Source organism: Variovorax sp. 38R (assembly GCF_014843395.1).
In the GTDB taxonomy this organism is placed as follows: domain Bacteria; phylum Pseudomonadota; class Gammaproteobacteria; order Burkholderiales; family Burkholderiaceae_C; genus Variovorax; species Variovorax paradoxus_H.
On sequence record NZ_CP062121.1, the window covers coordinates 1,644,082 to 1,660,191 of the forward strand.

Annotated in this window: 14 protein-coding genes; 9 read left to right on the top strand and 5 right to left on the bottom strand. The window is 68.9% G+C overall.

What is annotated here, in order from left to right; genetic code table 11:
* Window positions 1–9: 9 nt before the first annotated feature.
* The 3 genes from IG196_RS07265 to IG196_RS07275 form a co-directional block, all read right to left on the bottom strand.
* Window positions 10–840 (bottom strand): BPSS1780 family membrane protein, encoded by an 831-nt coding sequence (locus tag IG196_RS07265; RefSeq protein ID WP_192195596.1) that lies wholly within the window; start codon window positions 838–840, stop codon window positions 10–12.
* Window positions 841–849: 9 nt separating this feature from the next.
* A complete protein-coding gene (locus IG196_RS07270) occupies window positions 850–1,899 on the bottom strand; it encodes a homoserine kinase (RefSeq protein WP_192195597.1) in 1,050 nt (349 codons plus the stop codon).
* 73 nt (window positions 1,900–1,972) lie between these two features.
* Window positions 1,973–2,347 carry a hypothetical protein gene (locus IG196_RS07275; protein ID WP_192195598.1) on the bottom strand — a complete coding sequence of 125 codons (375 nt, stop codon included), beginning with the start codon at window positions 2,345–2,347 and terminating at the stop codon, window positions 1,973–1,975.
* A gap of 97 nt (window positions 2,348–2,444) precedes the next feature.
* Between IG196_RS07275 and polA the strand changes: the two genes are divergently transcribed.
* The 3 genes from polA to IG196_RS07290 all read left to right on the top strand — a co-directional run bounded on the left by polA (window position 2,445) and on the right by IG196_RS07290 (window position 7,531).
* Complete coding sequence (gene polA, locus IG196_RS07280; RefSeq protein ID WP_192195599.1) at window positions 2,445–5,258, top strand: DNA polymerase I; 2,814 nt, start codon at window positions 2,445–2,447, stop codon at window positions 5,256–5,258.
* Window positions 5,259–5,319: 61 nt separating this feature from the next.
* Window positions 5,320–6,606 (top strand): M20/M25/M40 family metallo-hydrolase, encoded by a 1,287-nt coding sequence (locus IG196_RS07285; protein ID WP_192195600.1) that lies wholly within the window; start codon window positions 5,320–5,322, stop codon window positions 6,604–6,606.
* Window positions 6,607–6,628: 22 nt separating this feature from the next.
* The gene (locus tag IG196_RS07290) at window positions 6,629–7,531 is read left to right on the top strand and encodes a LysR family transcriptional regulator (protein ID WP_192195601.1); all 903 of its coding nucleotides are present in this window, start codon (window positions 6,629–6,631) and stop codon (window positions 7,529–7,531) included.
* Here IG196_RS07290 and IG196_RS07295 read toward each other — a convergent pair.
* Window positions 7,528–8,142: an FMN-dependent NADH-azoreductase gene (locus IG196_RS07295; protein ID WP_192195602.1), complete on the bottom strand. Its 615-nt coding sequence runs from the start codon at window positions 8,140–8,142 to the stop codon at window positions 7,528–7,530. The two genes, IG196_RS07290 and IG196_RS07295, sit on opposite strands and share 4 nt — an antisense overlap.
* A gap of 141 nt (window positions 8,143–8,283) precedes the next feature.
* On the opposite strand from IG196_RS07295, the gene IG196_RS07300 reads away from it, so the two are divergent.
* From IG196_RS07300 to IG196_RS07325, 6 genes are all read left to right on the top strand, one after another.
* Complete coding sequence (locus tag IG196_RS07300) at window positions 8,284–9,705, top strand: PLP-dependent aminotransferase family protein (RefSeq protein ID WP_192195603.1); 1,422 nt, start codon at window positions 8,284–8,286, stop codon at window positions 9,703–9,705.
* Between the two features lie 109 nt (window positions 9,706–9,814).
* Complete coding sequence (locus IG196_RS07305) at window positions 9,815–10,285, top strand: carboxymuconolactone decarboxylase family protein (RefSeq protein ID WP_192195604.1); 471 nt, start codon at window positions 9,815–9,817, stop codon at window positions 10,283–10,285.
* Window positions 10,286–10,290: 5 nt separating this feature from the next.
* Complete coding sequence (gene sugE / locus IG196_RS07310) at window positions 10,291–10,611, top strand: quaternary ammonium compound efflux SMR transporter SugE (protein ID WP_192195605.1); 321 nt, start codon at window positions 10,291–10,293, stop codon at window positions 10,609–10,611.
* Window positions 10,612–10,687: 76 nt separating this feature from the next.
* Entirely contained in the window at window positions 10,688–11,047 is a 360-nt protein-coding gene (locus IG196_RS07315; RefSeq protein ID WP_192195606.1) for a DUF2946 family protein, read from the top strand.
* A 118-nt stretch (window positions 11,048–11,165) separates the two neighbouring features.
* Window positions 11,166–13,331: a TonB-dependent receptor gene (locus tag IG196_RS07320; RefSeq protein ID WP_192195607.1), complete on the top strand. Its 2,166-nt coding sequence runs from the start codon at window positions 11,166–11,168 to the stop codon at window positions 13,329–13,331.
* A 1-nt stretch (window position 13,332) separates the two neighbouring features.
* Window positions 13,333–14,907: a PepSY domain-containing protein gene (locus IG196_RS07325; RefSeq protein ID WP_192195608.1), complete on the top strand. Its 1,575-nt coding sequence runs from the start codon at window positions 13,333–13,335 to the stop codon at window positions 14,905–14,907.
* Here the strand turns inward: IG196_RS07325 and IG196_RS07330 are convergent.
* Window positions 14,840–16,066 (bottom strand): D-amino acid dehydrogenase, encoded by a 1,227-nt coding sequence (locus IG196_RS07330; RefSeq protein WP_192195609.1) that lies wholly within the window; start codon window positions 16,064–16,066, stop codon window positions 14,840–14,842. The genes IG196_RS07325 and IG196_RS07330 overlap by 68 nt on opposite strands.
* Window positions 16,067–16,110 lie beyond the last annotated feature (44 nt).

Below are 16,110 nucleotides of genomic sequence, written 5' to 3' on the forward strand. Positions count from 1 at the left end.
CGACCGGGTTCAGTTCGCGTCGAAGCTGTCCCGGAAGGTGAACCAGGTCGAGGCCAGCGACATGGCCGCGAGCACCAGCGCCGTGCCGATCATCAGGATGTTGCCGATCGCCAGGGCTGCGCCGTCGGAGCCCATGGCGCCGACGCCGATCAGCACGGTGGCGAGCAGGCCGACGGCGATGCCCGCGAGCATGAACACGCCGAACCACGCCAGGCCGAACAGCGCGTAGGCGCCGAAGTTGCGGAACAGCGCGACGATGCTGAAGAAGATGCTCTTCACCGGCTCCACGCGGTGCCAGTGGACCAGCGCGGGCGCGTGCCACATGGCCAGCGACAGCGGCAGGTTCAGGCACATCAGCAGCGTGCGCGCCGTGAGAAACTCGCTGCTCTTCATGACTTCGGGCGTCACCGTTTCGTCGAACAGGTAGGCGCGCATGAGCTGGCCGCCGTCGATGAGCGCCGTCAGGGTGACGGCCAGCACGAAGTACACGGCCGAGATCACGCCCAGCACCACCAGCGAGCGCCATTCGGTGCGCATGGCGTCGAACACCGCGATGAACATCGCCGAGCCCGTGGGGCGCTGCAGGTCGCCCGCGTTGCCCAGGCCGTCGGCGTTGTCGTTCGCGGCCACCGAACTCGCGACCATCAGGCCGAGCGTCAGGAAGGGCAGCAGGATCGGCGCGAGCACGCTGCCGAGCACCGGCAGCATCGACGCCGTCGAGATCATCGCCATCAGCAGGAAGAACAGCGAGATGAAGGCCAGCGGCTGGCGCCAGAAGGTCTTGAGTCCGAGGCGGACCCAGACGAAGCCGGTGCGCGCCGGCACGAGGTTGAGTTTCATTGGGTAGGGTCAGGCGGCCATCAACGGCTCGAGGACGTGGGCGATGGCGTGCGGGTGGGTGGCGCGCTCGCGCAGCACGCGCTCGAAGTGCGTCGGGTCGTGGGGCTTGAGCATGCTGGCCTCGCGCGGCAGGTGGAAGTCCCACAGGCGCGAGATCCAGAAGCGCAGCGCGGCGGCGCGCAGCATCGCGGGCAGCAGGGCGCGTTCGGAGGCGTTCAGCGCGCGCACGCTTTCGTAGGCGGCGAGCAGGGCGTCGGCGCGGGCGGCGTCATGCCGGCCGCTGGCCAGGTCGATGGCCCAGTCGTTCAGGCACACGGCCAGGTCGAACAGCCAGGTGTCGGTGCCGGCGAAGTAGAAATCGAACACGCCCGTGAGGCGCGGCGGCGCGTCGGGCGCGCCGTCGGTCGCGAACATCACGTTGTCGCGGAACATGTCGGCATGCACCGGGCCGCGCGGCAGCGCCGCGTAGGCCGACGATTCGGCGACATGGTTCTGGTAGGCCAGCTCGGCGCGCAGCAGCGCCGACTGCGCCTCGTCCATGTGGGGCAGCACCACCGGGGCGGTTTCATTCCACCAGGGCAGGCCGCGCAGGTTGGGCTGGATGCGCGGGTAGTCGCGCCCGGCCAAGTGCATGCGGGCCAGCATGGCGCCCAGTTCGGCGCAATGGGCGGCCGTGGGGGCCAGCTCGCTGTGGCCCGACAGCTTCTGCACCAGCGCAGCGGGCTTGCCGGCCACGCGGTGCAGCAGCTCGCAGGGCGCCTGCGCGGGAATCGACAGCGCATGGCCGGTCGGCGGCGCCACGGCGGGGTCGGCCACGGGCGCGGGCACCGGCAGGCCGGCACCGGCCAGGTGCTTCATGAGGCACAGGTAGTACGGCAGCTGTTCGGCGCTCAGGCGCTCGAACAGCGTCAGCACGAACTCGCCCGACTCGGTGGTGGCGAAGTAGTTGGTGTTCTCGATGCCGCCCTCGATGCCGCGCAGTTCGCGCAGGGCGCCCATGCCAAGGCGCTGGACGAGCGCGTCTGCCTCGCCGAACTGGACTTCGGTAAAAACTGCCATGGCGATGCTCAGCGCCGGACGGCGGCTGCGGGAGAAAAGAGGGAGGGCGGGAAGGAGAACGACGACGTCACGGTCAGAACTTCAGCACGTTCCAGACACGCGGGCCGTTGCCGCCGCTGTTCGCATCGCCGGTCGTGCCGGGGCGGGCGCTGCCGCCGTCGTTGGGCAGCACTTCGTAACCGGGCATGTTCGACTTGGGCTTGACGTTGATGCTCTGCGTGCGGCCGCCGTAGCGCACCTCGTCGACCGAGGCGCCGCTGTCTTCCGTGTGGAGGTGCTCGACCTTCTGGTTGCGCCGGCCGTCGGTCTGCTCCTGATTTTGTAGCGGTTCCGCCGGTGCCGGCTGGGCGGCGGGCGCGGCCGGCGCCTGCGCAAGGGCGGCAACGGGGGTGGCGAAAGCCAGCGCCAGCAGGATGCGGCGGGCGACCAGGAGTGGGGAGCTAGGCATGCGCAGATTGTAGGCGTGCACCCGCTGGCGGCGTGTCGGCCGCCAGCCGACCCTACTGTCGTTCCGGACGCCGGTCCGGGCACGGCAAAATGCCCCGATGACCGACAAGAAAACGCTGCTGCTCGTCGATGGCTCGAGCTACCTGTACCGGGCCTTCCACGCGATGCCCGATCTGCGCGCCGTGCCCGGCGACCCGAAGAGCCCGGCCACCGGTGCCATTCGCGGAATGATCAACATGATGACCGCGCTGCGCCGCGAGGTGCGCGCCGACTACGCGGCCTGCATCTTCGACGCCCCCGGCAAGACTTTCCGCGACGACTGGTACCCCGAGTACAAGGCCAACCGCTCGCCGATGCCCGACGACCTGCGCAGCCAGATCGACCCCATCCACGAAGTGGTCAAGCTGCTCGGCTGGCCGGTGATCACCGTGCCCGAGGTCGAGGCCGACGACGTGATCGGCACGCTCGCCAAGGTGGCGGCCGCGCAGGGCGTCGAGGTGATCGTGTCCAGCGGCGACAAGGACCTGAGCCAGCTGGTCGACGAGCACATCACCATCATCGACACGATGAACGGCAAGAAGCGCGACATCGCCGGCGTGACGGCCGAGTTCGGCGTGCCGCCCAGCCTCATGGTCGACTACCAGACGCTCATCGGCGACACGGTCGACAACGTGCCCGGCGTGCCGAAGGTCGGCCCCAAGACCGCCGCGAAATGGCTGCTCGAATACGGCTCGCTCGATGCGCTGGTCGAACGCGCTGCCGAAGTGAAGGGCGCCGCCGGCGAAAACCTGCGCCAGGCGCTCGACAAGCTGCCGCTGAGCAAGCGCCTCGTGACCATCCGCACCGACTGCGACCTGAACGGCCATGTCGAAGGCCTGCCGTCGCTCGAAGGCCTGCCCGTCGGCGCGCCGCAGGCGGCCGGGCTGAAGCCCTTCTACGAGAAGTTCGGTTTCAAGAGCCTCGTCAAGTCGCTCGAAGCGCAGGAAGTGCCGCCCGAGCTGATCGAAGAGAACCTCAAGAAGAAGGCCGCCAAGGCCGACCGCGACCAGGGCGGCCTGTTCGACGAGCCTTCCGAGCTGGAAGCGCAAGAAGCCGCCGCGCCTGCGAGCAACCTCAAGTACGACACGGTCATGGAATGGGCGCAGTTCGACGCCTGGCTCGCCAAGCTCGAAGCGGCCGAACTCACGGCCATCGACACCGAGACCACCTCGCTCGACGAAATGGTCGCGCAGATCGTGGGCATCAGCTTCAGTGTCACGCCGGGCGAGGCCGCCTACATTCCGCTCACGCACAACTACCCCGACGCGCCCGCGCAGCTGCCGATCGACGAGGTGCTCGCCAAGCTCAAGCCCTGGCTCGAGAACGCCGACAAGAAGAAGCTCGGCCAGCACATCAAGTACGACCGCCACGTGTTCGCCAACCACGGCATCGAGGTGCAGGGCTACGCGCACGACACCATGCTGCAAAGCTACGTGCTCGAAGTGAACAAGCCGCACGGCCTGTCGTCTTTGGCCGAGCGCCACCTGGGGCGCAGCGGCATCTCGTACGAAGACCTGTGCGGCAAGGGCGCGCACCAGATCTCGTTCAGCCAGGTCGACATCGCCAAGGCCGCCGAATACTCGTGCGAAGACAGCGACCAGACGCTCGACGTGCACAGCACCCTCTGGCCCCAGCTGCAGAAAGAAGAAAAGCTGGGCTACATCTACCAGCTCGAAATGGATTCGAGCGAGGCGCTCTACCGCATCGAGCGCAACGGCGTGCTGATCGACGCGCCCACGCTGGCTGCGCAGAGCCATGACCTGGGCACGCGCATCATGGCGCTGGAGCAGGAGGCCTACGAGATCGCGGGCCAGCCTTTCAACCTCGGTTCGCCCAAGCAGATCGGCGAAATCTTCTTCACCAAGCTGGGCTTGCCCGTGGTCAAGAAGACGCCGAGCGGCGCGCCCAGTACCGACGAAGAAGTGCTCGAGAAGCTGGCCGAAGACTACCCGCTGCCCGCCAAGATCCTCGAGCACCGCGGCCTGTCGAAGCTCAAGGGCACCTACACCGACAAGCTCGGCCAGCTGGCCAACCCGCGCACCGGCCGCGTGCACACGCACTACGCGCAGGCCGTGGCCGTCACGGGCCGCCTGAGCAGCAACGACCCTAACCTGCAGAACATCCCGATCCGCACGCCCGAAGGCCGGCGCGTGCGCGAGGCCTTCGTGGCACCCGCGGGCTGCGTGATTGCCAGCGCCGACTACTCGCAGATCGAGCTGCGCATCATGGCCCACATCAGCGGCGACGAGTCGCTGCTGCGCGCCTTCACCGACGGCGTCGACGTGCACCGCGCCACGGCCGCCGAGGTGTTCGGCACCACGCCCGAGCAGGTGTCGAGCGAGCAGCGCCGCTACGCCAAGGTCATCAACTTCGGCCTCATCTACGGCATGAGCAGCTTCGGCCTGGCGAAGAACCTGGGCATCGAGACCAAGGCCGCGGCCTCGTACATCGAGCGCTACTTCGCGCGCTACCCGGGCGTGAAGGTGTACATGGATGAGACCGTGGAGTTTGCGCGGGAGCACGGCTACGTTGAGACCGCGTTCGGCCGGCGCCTCTACCTGAGCGAGATCAACGGCGGTAACGGCCCGCGCAAGAAGGCGGCCGAACGCCAGGCCATCAACGCGCCGATGCAGGGCACCGCGGCCGACCTCATCAAGCTCAGCATGGTCAAGGTACAGAACGTGCTTGACGAAGAGAAGCGCGCCACCAAGATGATCATGCAGGTGCACGACGAACTGGTGTTCGAAGTGCCCGAGGCCGAGGTCGAATGGGTGCGCACCGAAATCCCGCGCCTGATGGCCGGCGTGGCGGCGCTCAAGGTGCCGCTGCTCGCCGAGATCGGCGTCGGTCCCAACTGGGACAAGGCCCACTGATCCCCATCGATCCACGTTCGCACGACCCCCGAGACAAACGACAGAAAGAAGAAGCACGTCCATGAAACTCCAGCCCCGCACCTTCCTGCTCGCCGCCGTCTGCGCGGCCTTCCTCGGCACCGCCTCCGCCGCGCCCGATGCCCGCATCGCCGCGCTTGCCGCCAAGGAAAAGCCGGCCCTGCTCGAGACGCTGAAGGAGCTGGTCTCCATCGAGTCGGGCAGCCGCGACCTCGAAGGCCTCGAGAAAATCTCCGACCTCATCGCCGCCAAGCTCAAGGCGCTGGGCGGCGAGGTCGAGCTCATCGACCCGAGCGCCGACGCCTACCGCATGGAAGACACGCCCGAGAAAATCGGCCGCGTGGTGCGCGCCACCTTCAAGGGCACGGGCACGAAGAAGATCATGCTCATCGCGCACATGGACACGGTCTACACCATCGGCATGCTCAACAAGCAGCCGTTCCGCATCGACGGCGACAAGGCCTACGGCCTGGGCATTTCGGACGACAAGCAGGGCGTGGCCGTCATCACGCACCTGGTGTCGATGCTGCAGACGCTGAAGTTCAAGGACTACGGCACGCTCACCGTGCTGATCAACGGCGACGAGGAAATCAGCTCGCCCGGTTCGCGCGCGCTGCTCACCAAGCTCGGCGGAGAGCACGACGCGGTGCTGTCGTTCGAAGGCGCGTCGATCAAGGACGACAAGCTCTCGCTGGCCACCGCGGGCATCGCCTCGGTCACGCTGAACGTCTCGGGCAAGGCCTCGCACGCCGGCTCGGCGCCCGAGCTGGGCGTGAACGCGCTGTACGAGTTGTCGCATCAAATTCTGCAGATGCGCGATCTGTCCGACCCGTCCACGGGCCTGAAGATGAACTGGACCATCTCGAAGTCGGGCTCCAACCGCAACGTGATCCCGGCCAGCGCCACGGCAGGCGCCGATGTGCGCGTGCTCAAGGTGGCCGACTACGACCGCATCGAGCAGCAGGTGAACGAACGCGTGAAGAAGCAGCTGGTGCCCGAGGCCAAGGTCGAGCTGAAGTTCGAACGCCGCCGTCCGCCGCTCGAGGCCACCGACGCGTCGCGCGCGCTCGCCAAGCATGCGCAGGCGATCTACAAGGACGAGCTGGGCCGCCCGCTGGGCGCCGACGACAAGGCCGCCGGTGGCGGCACCGACGCGGCGTTTGCCTCGCTCAAGACCAAGGCGCCGGTCATCGAGCGCTTCGGCCTGCAGGGCTTCGGCGCGCACTCGGCCGACGCGGAGTACGTGCTGATCGATTCGATCGAGCCGCGTCTCTATCTGGGCGTGCGCATGGTGATGGACATCGCCACCGGCAAGACCACCGTTCGCTGACCGCCCCCGACGACTGTTGGCCATGCGGCTGCGCCACATCGAGGTCTTCAACGCGATCATGCTCGCGGGCAGCGTGAGCGCGGCTGCGCGGCTCATCAACATCACGCAGCCGGCCGTGAGCCGCACGCTGCAGCACGCCGAGCTGCAGCTGGGCTTTCCGCTGTTCCAGCGCACCAAGGGGCGGCTCACGCCGACCACCGAGGCGCTCACGCTGTACCCGCACATCGAGCGGCTGTTTGCGCAGCTCGACGAGGTGCAGCGCCTGGCGGCGAACCTGCGCGCGGGCAACGACACCGGCGAGCTGCGCATCCTCAGCGTGCTCGCGCTGAGCTACGAAATCTTGCCGCGCGCGCTCAAGGCCTTTCGCGAGATGCATCCGGGCTATGCGATCACGGTCGAGTCGCTGCACTCGCCGCAGATCATGTCGGCGCTGCTCTTGCAAGAGGCCGACGTGGGCTTTGCCTTCAGCCCCGCGGTGCATCCGTCGCTCACGCAGGAAACGCTGGCCGACAGCCGCATGGTGTGCGTCGCGCCCAAGGGCATGCTGCCGCGCGCGCTGGTGCGCAACGGCTCGGTGGCGCTGCACGACCTCATCGACCGCCCGGTGATCGGCCTCGACGGCCGCGACCCGGTCGGCACCAGCCTGAGCCAGGCCTGCCGGCAGGCCGGCGTGGGTTTCCAGCAGGCCGTCGTCACGGTGCAGACGTATCACGCGGCACTGGCCATGGCGCACCACGGGCTGGGCGTGGCGCTGGTCGACGGCTGCACGGCGCGCTCGGCCGACCGCACCAAGGTCGAGGTGCTGACGCTGGAACCGCACATTCCCGTGCCGGTGCGCGCGCTGCGCTTTGCAGGTCGGCCCGATTCGGTGGCGGTGCGGGGCATCACGCGCTGCATGCAGCAGGCGATCCAGGAAGCGATCTAGCCAACGCGCGCGGCGAAGTGCGCTTGCAGCGCGTGGTCCGCCTGCGTGCGGGCTTCGGCGACGGCCTGCTCACCAAGACCGGTGCCTTGCACGGCAAAGAAACTCAGGTCCTTCAGGCCGACCATGCCCAGGATGGCAGTGAGGTAGGGCGTCAGGAAATCCGGCTGGCGCGCGTGTTCTCCCATGAACCTGCCGCCCGAGGCGATGGCGATGAACACCGGGCGGTCGCGCAGCGTGCCGACCTTGCCGCCCGCGCCCGTGTTGAATGTGCGGCGCGCCCGGACGACGTGGTCGATCCACGCCTTCAGCGCGGAGGGCACGCCCAGGTTGTGCATCGGCGTGCCGATGACCACGACATCGGCATCTTCCAGCTCCCGGATCAGTTCGTCGGACCGGGCGACGGAGCCGTCCTGCGTGGTGTCCGCCGTGGCCGAGTGCTGGGTCAGCGCGTAGTTCGCGTCGATGTGGGGCAGGGCGTTGCCGCCGATCACGCGGCGCACCAGCGTGGCGGCTGGCGCTTGATCCATGAGCCGCGCGATGATTTGTTGAGAGAGCCGAAGGCTCTCGGAGGCTTCCCCGCGGGGGCTGCAGACGACATGCAGGATCTTCATGGTGGCGACTTCGGTGCTTGTGAAATGGGAAGTCTAGGAAGTACATGGCCTAGGCCATAGAGCCATGAATGAAGATTGGTGGTGAGCCATAATCTGGCGTCATCACCACGGCGCGTTCATTCAGAGCGGGCCTCCACAGCCATGACCGCCAGCAAGACCCACGACCTCTCACCGCTGGACCCTTCGGCGGCCGAGCCCTTCTACCGGCAGATCTACGAGCGTTTCCGCAGCGCCATCGCCAGTGGCTTGCTCAAGCCGGGCGATCGCGTTCCCTCGGCGCGCGCGCTGACCCAGGAACTGGGCCTGGCGCGCGGCACCATCGACGCCGCCTACTCGCTGCTGGCGGCAGAGGGCTACATCCAGGCGCGCGGCCAGGCCGGGACCATCGTCACGCCGGGCCTCAAGCCGCGAACGCCCGCGACCGTCGCGCCGCCTGCACCCGACACCGCAACCTCGTCGATCGGCTTTCGCCCGCAATCGATCCTTCCGTTCCAGATGGGCCTGCCCGCGCTGGACGAGTTCCCCCGAAAGATATGGGCGCGACTGGGCGCGCGCTGCGTGCGTGCCATGCAGCCGCTCGACATGACGCATCCCTCCGTCTACGGGCAGCCGGCGCTGCGCGCGGAAATCGCCGCCTACCTGCAGGTGTCGCGGGGAATCACCTGCGCGCCGTCGCAGGTGTTCGTGACCTCGGGCTACCGCCACTCCATCGAACTGATCGGCCTGGCGTTGCTGAAGGCGGGCGACCGCGTGTGGCTCGAAGACCCGGGCTACCCGCCCACGCGCGAGCTGTTCGCGCAGATGCACATTGCGACCGTCCCGGTGCCCGTGGACGCGGAGGGCATGGTCGTGGCTGAAGGCATCCGGTCGGCGCCGCGTGCGCGCGCGGCCGTGGTCACGCCGGCGCACCAGAGCCCGCTGGGCGTGTCGCTGTCGCTCAAGCGGCGCATGGCGCTGCTGGACTGGGCCGGGCGCCACAACGCCTGGATCGTCGAGGACGACTACGACGGCGAGTACCGCTACGTGAGCCGCCCGCTGCCGGCCCTCAAGAGCCTGGACCGCGACGGGCGCGTGCTCTATGCGGGCACCTTCAGCAAGGTGCTCTTTCCGAGCCTGCGGCTGGCCTACCTCGTGGTGCCGCAGGCGCAGGTCGAGCGCTTCGAGCAGATCCTCCAGACCTTTGCGGGCGGCAGCCCCGAGCTCACGCAGTCCATCGTCACGGCGTTCATCCAGGAGGGTCACTTCGCGCGCCACATCCAGCGCATGCGCAAGCTCTACGCCGAGCGCCGCGAAGCGACGAGCGCGGGCCTGGCGAGCGTGCTGGGCAAACATGTGCGCATCGACGCGCTGCCCGGCGGCATGCACCTGATCCTGCGGCTGGCAGGCCGCCAGTCGGACCGCAAGCTCGTGGCGCGCATGCGCGATGCGGGCCTGTTCGCGGAGGCGCTGTCGGAATGGTCGAAGGGCGGCAAGGGCGCCTCGGCGCTGCTCGTCAACTTCACGAACATCGACTCCCGGGCCACGGCCGAGAAACTGGGCAAGCGCATCCTGGCCTTGATGTGATCCGAGGAATCATGGCCTAGAACAGAATGCTGTTCATGGCTCTTCTTGACTGAGCCAAGATGGCCGACGATCGAGTCCTTCTCCATCAGCACACACACAAGGACTTCTCATGAGCCATCGCATCGACTACGCCAAAGTTTCGCCCGAGGTCTACAAGGCTTTCGGCGGGGTGCACGTCGCCGTCCAGAAAACCGGCCTGCCCAAGGAACTGGTCGATCTCGTCTACCTGCGGGTGTCGCAGATCAACGGCTGCGCCTACTGCATCGACATGCATTCGCGCGACCTGCTCAAGGCCGGCCTCGCGGTCGACAAGCTGGTGCTGGTGCCCGTGTGGCACGACGCGGGCGCCGTGTTCAGTGCACGCGAACGCGCGGCGCTCGCCTGGGCGGAAACCGTGACGCGCGTCGCCGAGACGGGCGTTCCCGACACCGACTACGAAGCTGCCGTTGCCGAGTTCGGCGAGAAGGAGCTGGTCGATCTCACCTACGCGATCAGCCTGATGAACGCCTTCAACCGCTTCGGCGTCACCTTCCGTGCCACGCCGGCCGCCACGGCTGCCGCTGCTGCCGCCAGGGCCTGAACGCCATGGCCTGGGTCTGGCTCGGCATCGCGGGGCTGCTGGAAATCGCCTTCGCCTTCGCCATGAAGTCGTCCGAAGGTTTCACGCGGCTGGTGCCGGCGTTGTTCACCGTGGCTGCCGGCCTGTCGAGCGTGGTGCTGCTCGCGTTCTCGATGCGCACCTTGCCGATGGGCACGGGCTATGCGGTCTGGACCGGCATCGGCGCGGCGGGCACCGCGGTCGTGGGCATCGTGGTGCTGGGCGACTCGGCCGCGCCGATGCGGCTGCTGTGCATCGGGCTCATCCTCGCGGGCGTGGTGGGGCTCAAGCTCGTCTCGGCCCCCTGAAAGAACACGGCAAAGCCCCGCAGCGCCCGTCGGCGATACGGACGCACGCCGCCGGGGCACGCCATAATTCGCGCCCATGCACGCCCTTCGAACCTTCTTCGCAATGCACCGTCTGGTGCTGGCGTGGTTCATGGCGTCGCTGCTGATTGCGGGCGCCTCGCCGCTCGTGAATCCGCAGGCGATGGAGCTGGTGTGTTCCGCTGCGGGCACTGTCAAGCTCATCGTGCAGGGCGACGACGGCGCGACCGAAGTCGGCATGGCGGCGATGGACTGTCCGCTGTGCATGGTCTCCGGCCCGCCGCCTGCCGCCGTGCAGGTGACGCTGCCCACGCCGCTGCCGCTGGGCCGCGCGCTGCAATCGATTCCCGCTGCCCGCCTCGCGGCAGCCACGGCCTCGCCGCCGCCGGCGCGAGCGCCGCCCACGCATCTCTCCTGAGCTTCGTCGTTCCTGCACCTGACGCCGCCTGAACGGGCCGCGCGGTGCGTTCCCGGTCGTTGTGCGGCCGGCGTTGTGCGCCTTTGTTTTGCGCCAGCGCCGCCGCAAGAGAGATGCCATGCCTACCCTTTCCCGTGCCCCCGCTTTGGGGCTGCTCGCCTTGTTCGGCGCCGTCAGCGCGCCTGTTCAAGCCCTGGCCGCTGTGCCCTCGCTGCCTCTGATCGAGGTGGCCGACGACGCCCCGCGCCCCAACGGCCGGCTCGACCTCGACACGCCCGCCGACACCGCGAGCCGCCTGGGCCTCACGCCGCGCGAAACGCCCGCGTCCGTCACGGTGGTGAACCGCGCGGTGCTCGACGCGCGCGGCGCGCAGAACACGCAGGAGGCGCTGCGCGCCGTGCCTGGCGTGACCGCGCACGACGCGCCCGGCAACGTCGGCGTGAGCTACCGGGGTTTCGGCAGCGGGTCGATCGCGCAGCTGTTCAACGGCATCAACCTGCAGTATTCGATCGCGGCCCGCCCGGTCGACAGCTGGATCTACGACCGCGTCGAAGCCATCGGCGGCCCGTCGAGCTTCCTGTTCGGTTCGGGCGCGCTGGGCGGCTCGATCAACTACATCACCAAGGCGCCCGAGCGCAGCGACTTCGCCGAAGCGCAGCTGCGCCTGGGCACGCAGCACCTGAAAGAGGCTTCGTTCGGCCTGAACCGCCGCATCGCCGGTGATGGCGGCGCGGGCAGCCACTACGCGCGCATCGACGTGAACCACCGCGACGCCAACGGCTCGACCGACGGCACCAAGAACCAATCGACGCAGCTCGCGGCCTCGCTGCTGTCGGACTTCGGCGGCGGCCTGAAGCACACGCTGGCCTACGAATACCAGGACGAAGATGTCACGCGGCCCTACTGGGGCACGCCCGTGCTGAACCCGGCGGGCGGCGAGATGCGCATCGACCGCGGCACGCGCTTCAAGAACTACAACAGCGCGGAGGGCCTCTACGCGCAGCGCGTGCAGTGGCTGCGCTCGGTCACCGAATGGCAGGCCAGCGACGCGCTGCAGTTCCGGAACACCTTCTATGCCTACGACGCGCTGCGCGACTACCGCAACGTCGAGAACTACCGCTACAACGCGCGCAACACGGCCGTCATCCGCTCGGGCGCCTTGCTGCAGCGGCACGACCAGGACGTGTGGGGCAACCGCGTCGAAGGCATCTACAAGGGGCAGCTTGGCGGGTTGAAGAGCGACTGGTCCTTCGGACTGGACTTCAGCGTGAACCGGCAGACGCGCTTTCCCAACAGCCTGCCGGGCACCGTGAGCACGGTGAACCCGTACGCCTTTGCCACCGAGCGCTTCTTCGACGTGCCGGGCATGACGCCGGGCTTCCGCCCCGACCGCGACAACAAGGTGCGGACCACCGCGCTGTACCTGGAGAACCGCACCGCGCTGCAGCCGGCATTGCACCTCGTGACGGCGCTGCGCCACGAGCGCATCGACCTCGACCTGGTCAACCGCCGCACCGTGGACGCGTCGAACCCGGCCACCTTCCATCGCGGCTACCAACCCACCACGGGCCGCATCGGCCTGGTGTGGGACTTCGCGCCCGGCGCCAACCTGTACGCGCAGTACGCGACGGCGGCCGATCCGCCGTCGGGCGTGCTCTCGACCGCCTCGTTCGCCGACGTGCGCAACAACAGCGAGCTCACCACCGGTCGGCAGGTCGAGGTCGGCACCAAGCTCGACTTCTGGCAGGGCAAGGGCACGGCCACGCTCGCGGCCTACAGCATCCGCCGCACCAACATCGCGACGCAGGACCCGGCCAACAGCACGCTCACGGTGCTCGTCGGCGAACAGTCGTCGAAGGGCGTGGAGCTGGCACTCGGGCTGCAGCCGACGCCGCAGTGGTCGCTGCAGGGCAACCTCACGTATGTCGATGCGCGCTACGACCAGTTCCGCCAGGGCGGTGTTTCGCTCGCGGGCCGCACGCCGACCAACACGCCGGCGATCGTTGCGAACCTCTGGGTGTCGTACGCCTTCACGCCGCGCCTGCAGGCCACGGCGGGCGTGCGGCATGTGGGCAAGGTGTATGCCGACGCGGCCAACACGATGCACTGGCCGGGCTACACGCTGCTCGATCTCGGGCTGAGCTGGCAGGTGAACCGCACCGTCACGCTGGTGGGCCGCATCCGCAATGCGACCGATCGCGTGTATGCCGCGAACGTCGGTGCCGGCTTTGCCTACCTCGGCGCGCCGCGCACGGCCGATGTCTCGCTGCGCGTGAGCTTCTGACATGCATGCCAAACGCTGGTTGTTCCTGATCCACCGCTGGCTCGGCGTGGTCGTCTGCGCCTTCTTCGCGATGTGGTTCGTCTCGGGCGTGGTGATGATGTACGTGGGCTACCCCAAGCTCACCGAGGCCGAGCGCCTGCAGCACCTGCCGCCGCTCGATGCGTCGGCACCCTTGCTGGGCCCGCGGCAGGCGCTTGATGTGGCCGGCATTGCGGGGCCCTTGCAGGACCTGCGGCTCGCCGTGGCCAGCGGCGGGCAGGCGGTGTACCTCGCGGTGCCGGCGCGTGCTGCAGAGCCCGGCGCGCGCCGGTCGCCGCCAGGGCGTGGCGTGGTCGTCGTCGATGCACAGACCGGCGCGGTGCTGCGCCAGGTCGACCGTGCCCGCGCGCTCGTCAGCGCGCAGGCCTATGGGGGCGAGGGCGTGGTGCTCAGGTACCGAGGCGCCATCGATGAAGACGCCTTCACCCATTCGCGCGGGCTCGATGCGCACCGCCCCCTGCATGTGGTCGACCTCGTCGATGCGCAGGCCACGCGGCTGTACATCTCGGGCCAGACCGGCGAGGTCGTGCGCGACGCGCCGCGCGCCGAGCGGCTGTGGAACTACGCCGGCGCGTGGATCCACTGGCTGTACCCGCTGCGCGGCACGGGCCTGGACCGCTACTGGGCCGACATCGTCAACTGGCTGTCGATCGTCGGCATCGCCGTCACGCTCACGGGCACGGTGGTGGGCGTGATGCGCTGGCGCTTCCGGCGCACCTACAAGAGCGGCTCGCACTCGCCGTACCAGGGCACGATGATGCGCTGGCATCACATCAGCGGCCTGCTGTTCGCGCTCGTCACGCTGACGTGGATCTTCAGCGGGCTGATGTCGATGAACCCCTGGCGCGTGTTCGACAGCGGCGCGCCGGCGTTGCGCATGGCGGCGATGCAGGGCGGGCCGCTCGTTGTAGACACAGGCGATGCGGCGCCCGCTGCCTTGCTGGCTTCCACGCGTGGCGACATCCGCGAACTGCGCTGGGCGCGCGCGGCAGGGCACACGCTGGTGCTGGCCAGCACCGCCAGTGGCCGGCCGCTGGTGCGCGACGCGGCCAGCGCACAGCCGCAGCAGATCGACCCGGAGGCGCTGCGCACCGCCGTCGCACAACTGCTGCCTGATCCGGTCACGCGCATCGACGTGCTCACCGCCTACGACAGCCACTACTACACGCGCGAGGCGCACACCATGACCGGCGGCAGCGAGAAGCCGTTGCCTGTCTGGCGCGTGGTGTTCGCCGACACGCACGCCACCTGGGTCCATGTCGATCCGCAGACCGGCGCCGTGCTCGGTCGCAGCGACAGCACGCGTCGTTGGAGCCGCTGGCTGTTCGCGATGCTGCACAGCTGGGACTGGCTGCCGCTGCTCGAGCACCGTCCGCTGTGGGACCTGCTGCTGGTCGCGCTGAGCGCGGGCGGTGCGCTGCTGAGCCTGACCGGTGTGGTGATCGGCTGGCGGCGCCTGGGCCGCAAGCTCAGGCGCGCGACGGGGCCGCGTCCAGCGCCTGCGCGATCCGCTGCGCCGAGCCGAAGGCCAGCGTGAAACCCAGCGCGCCGTGGCCGGTGTTGAACAGCATGTTCGACGGCGCATGCGGCAGCCGTCCGATGATCGGCAGGCCCTTCGGTGTGGCCGGGCGCATGCCGGTCCAGGGGTGCAGTTCGGCGAGCCGGCTGGCGCGCGGGAACACCGCGCGCGTGGCGTCGGCCAGCGTCTCGATGCGCGTGGCGGGAATGCTCGCGTCGTGCCCCACGAGCTCGGCCATGCCGGCCACGCGCAGGCGCGAGCCGATGCGTGCGAAGACGACCTTGCGCGCGCTGTCGGTCACGTTCACGCGCGGCGCCGCACCGGGCGCGGGGTCGACATCGACCGTGATGCTGTAGCCCTTGAGCGGGTACACCGGCAGGTAGGCACCGAGCGCACGACCGAGCTTGTGCGAGGCCGAGCCGAGTGCCATCACGAAGGCATCGGCTTCGATGTCGCCTTCGCTCGTCTGCACCGCCGCCACGCGTCCTTCGCTGCGCGCAAAGCCGTGCACGTCGGCGCCGAGCATGAAGCGCACGCCGCGCGTGCTCAGTGCGCGCATCAGCTCGGCGCACACCTTGAGGCAGTCGGCCGCGCACTCGCTCGGCGTGTGGACCGCGCCCGCCATCTGGCCGCGGTAGTCCGCGAGCGCGGGCTCGATGGCCACGCACTCGTCGGGCGTGACGACGCGCTGCTCGCTACCCAGCGTGCGCTGCAATTCGACCTGTGCGCGCGCACCGGCCAGCGAGGCCGCGCTCGCGTAGAGCACCAGCTTGCCCGTGGCGGAGAAATCGCAGTCGGGCGCGATGTCGGCCTGCATCGCTTCGAAGCCGCTGCGGCTCGCGGCCGCCAATGCAAGCAGCTGCGCGGTGGTGTCGCGCGAGGTCGAGGCGTTGCACGCGGCCAGGAAAGCCAGTCCCCAGCGCCATTGCAGCGGATCGAGCTGCGGGCGCAGCTTCAGCGGCGAGGAAGGGGAGAACAGCAGCTTGGGCAGCTGCGTCCAGATCGACGGATCGGCCAGCGGCTGCACGTACGAGTAGCTGAGCTGCGCGCCGTTGCCGCCGCTCGCGCCCGCGCCGGGCGCCGCGCGGTCGATCACCGTGACCTGGTGGCCCTGGCGCTCGAGTTGCCAGGCGGTCGCCAGGCCCACGATGCCGGCGCCGAGCACGCACACATGCATGGGGGCAACTTTCCGGAAGTGAAGAAGACAGCCTGCGACTGTAG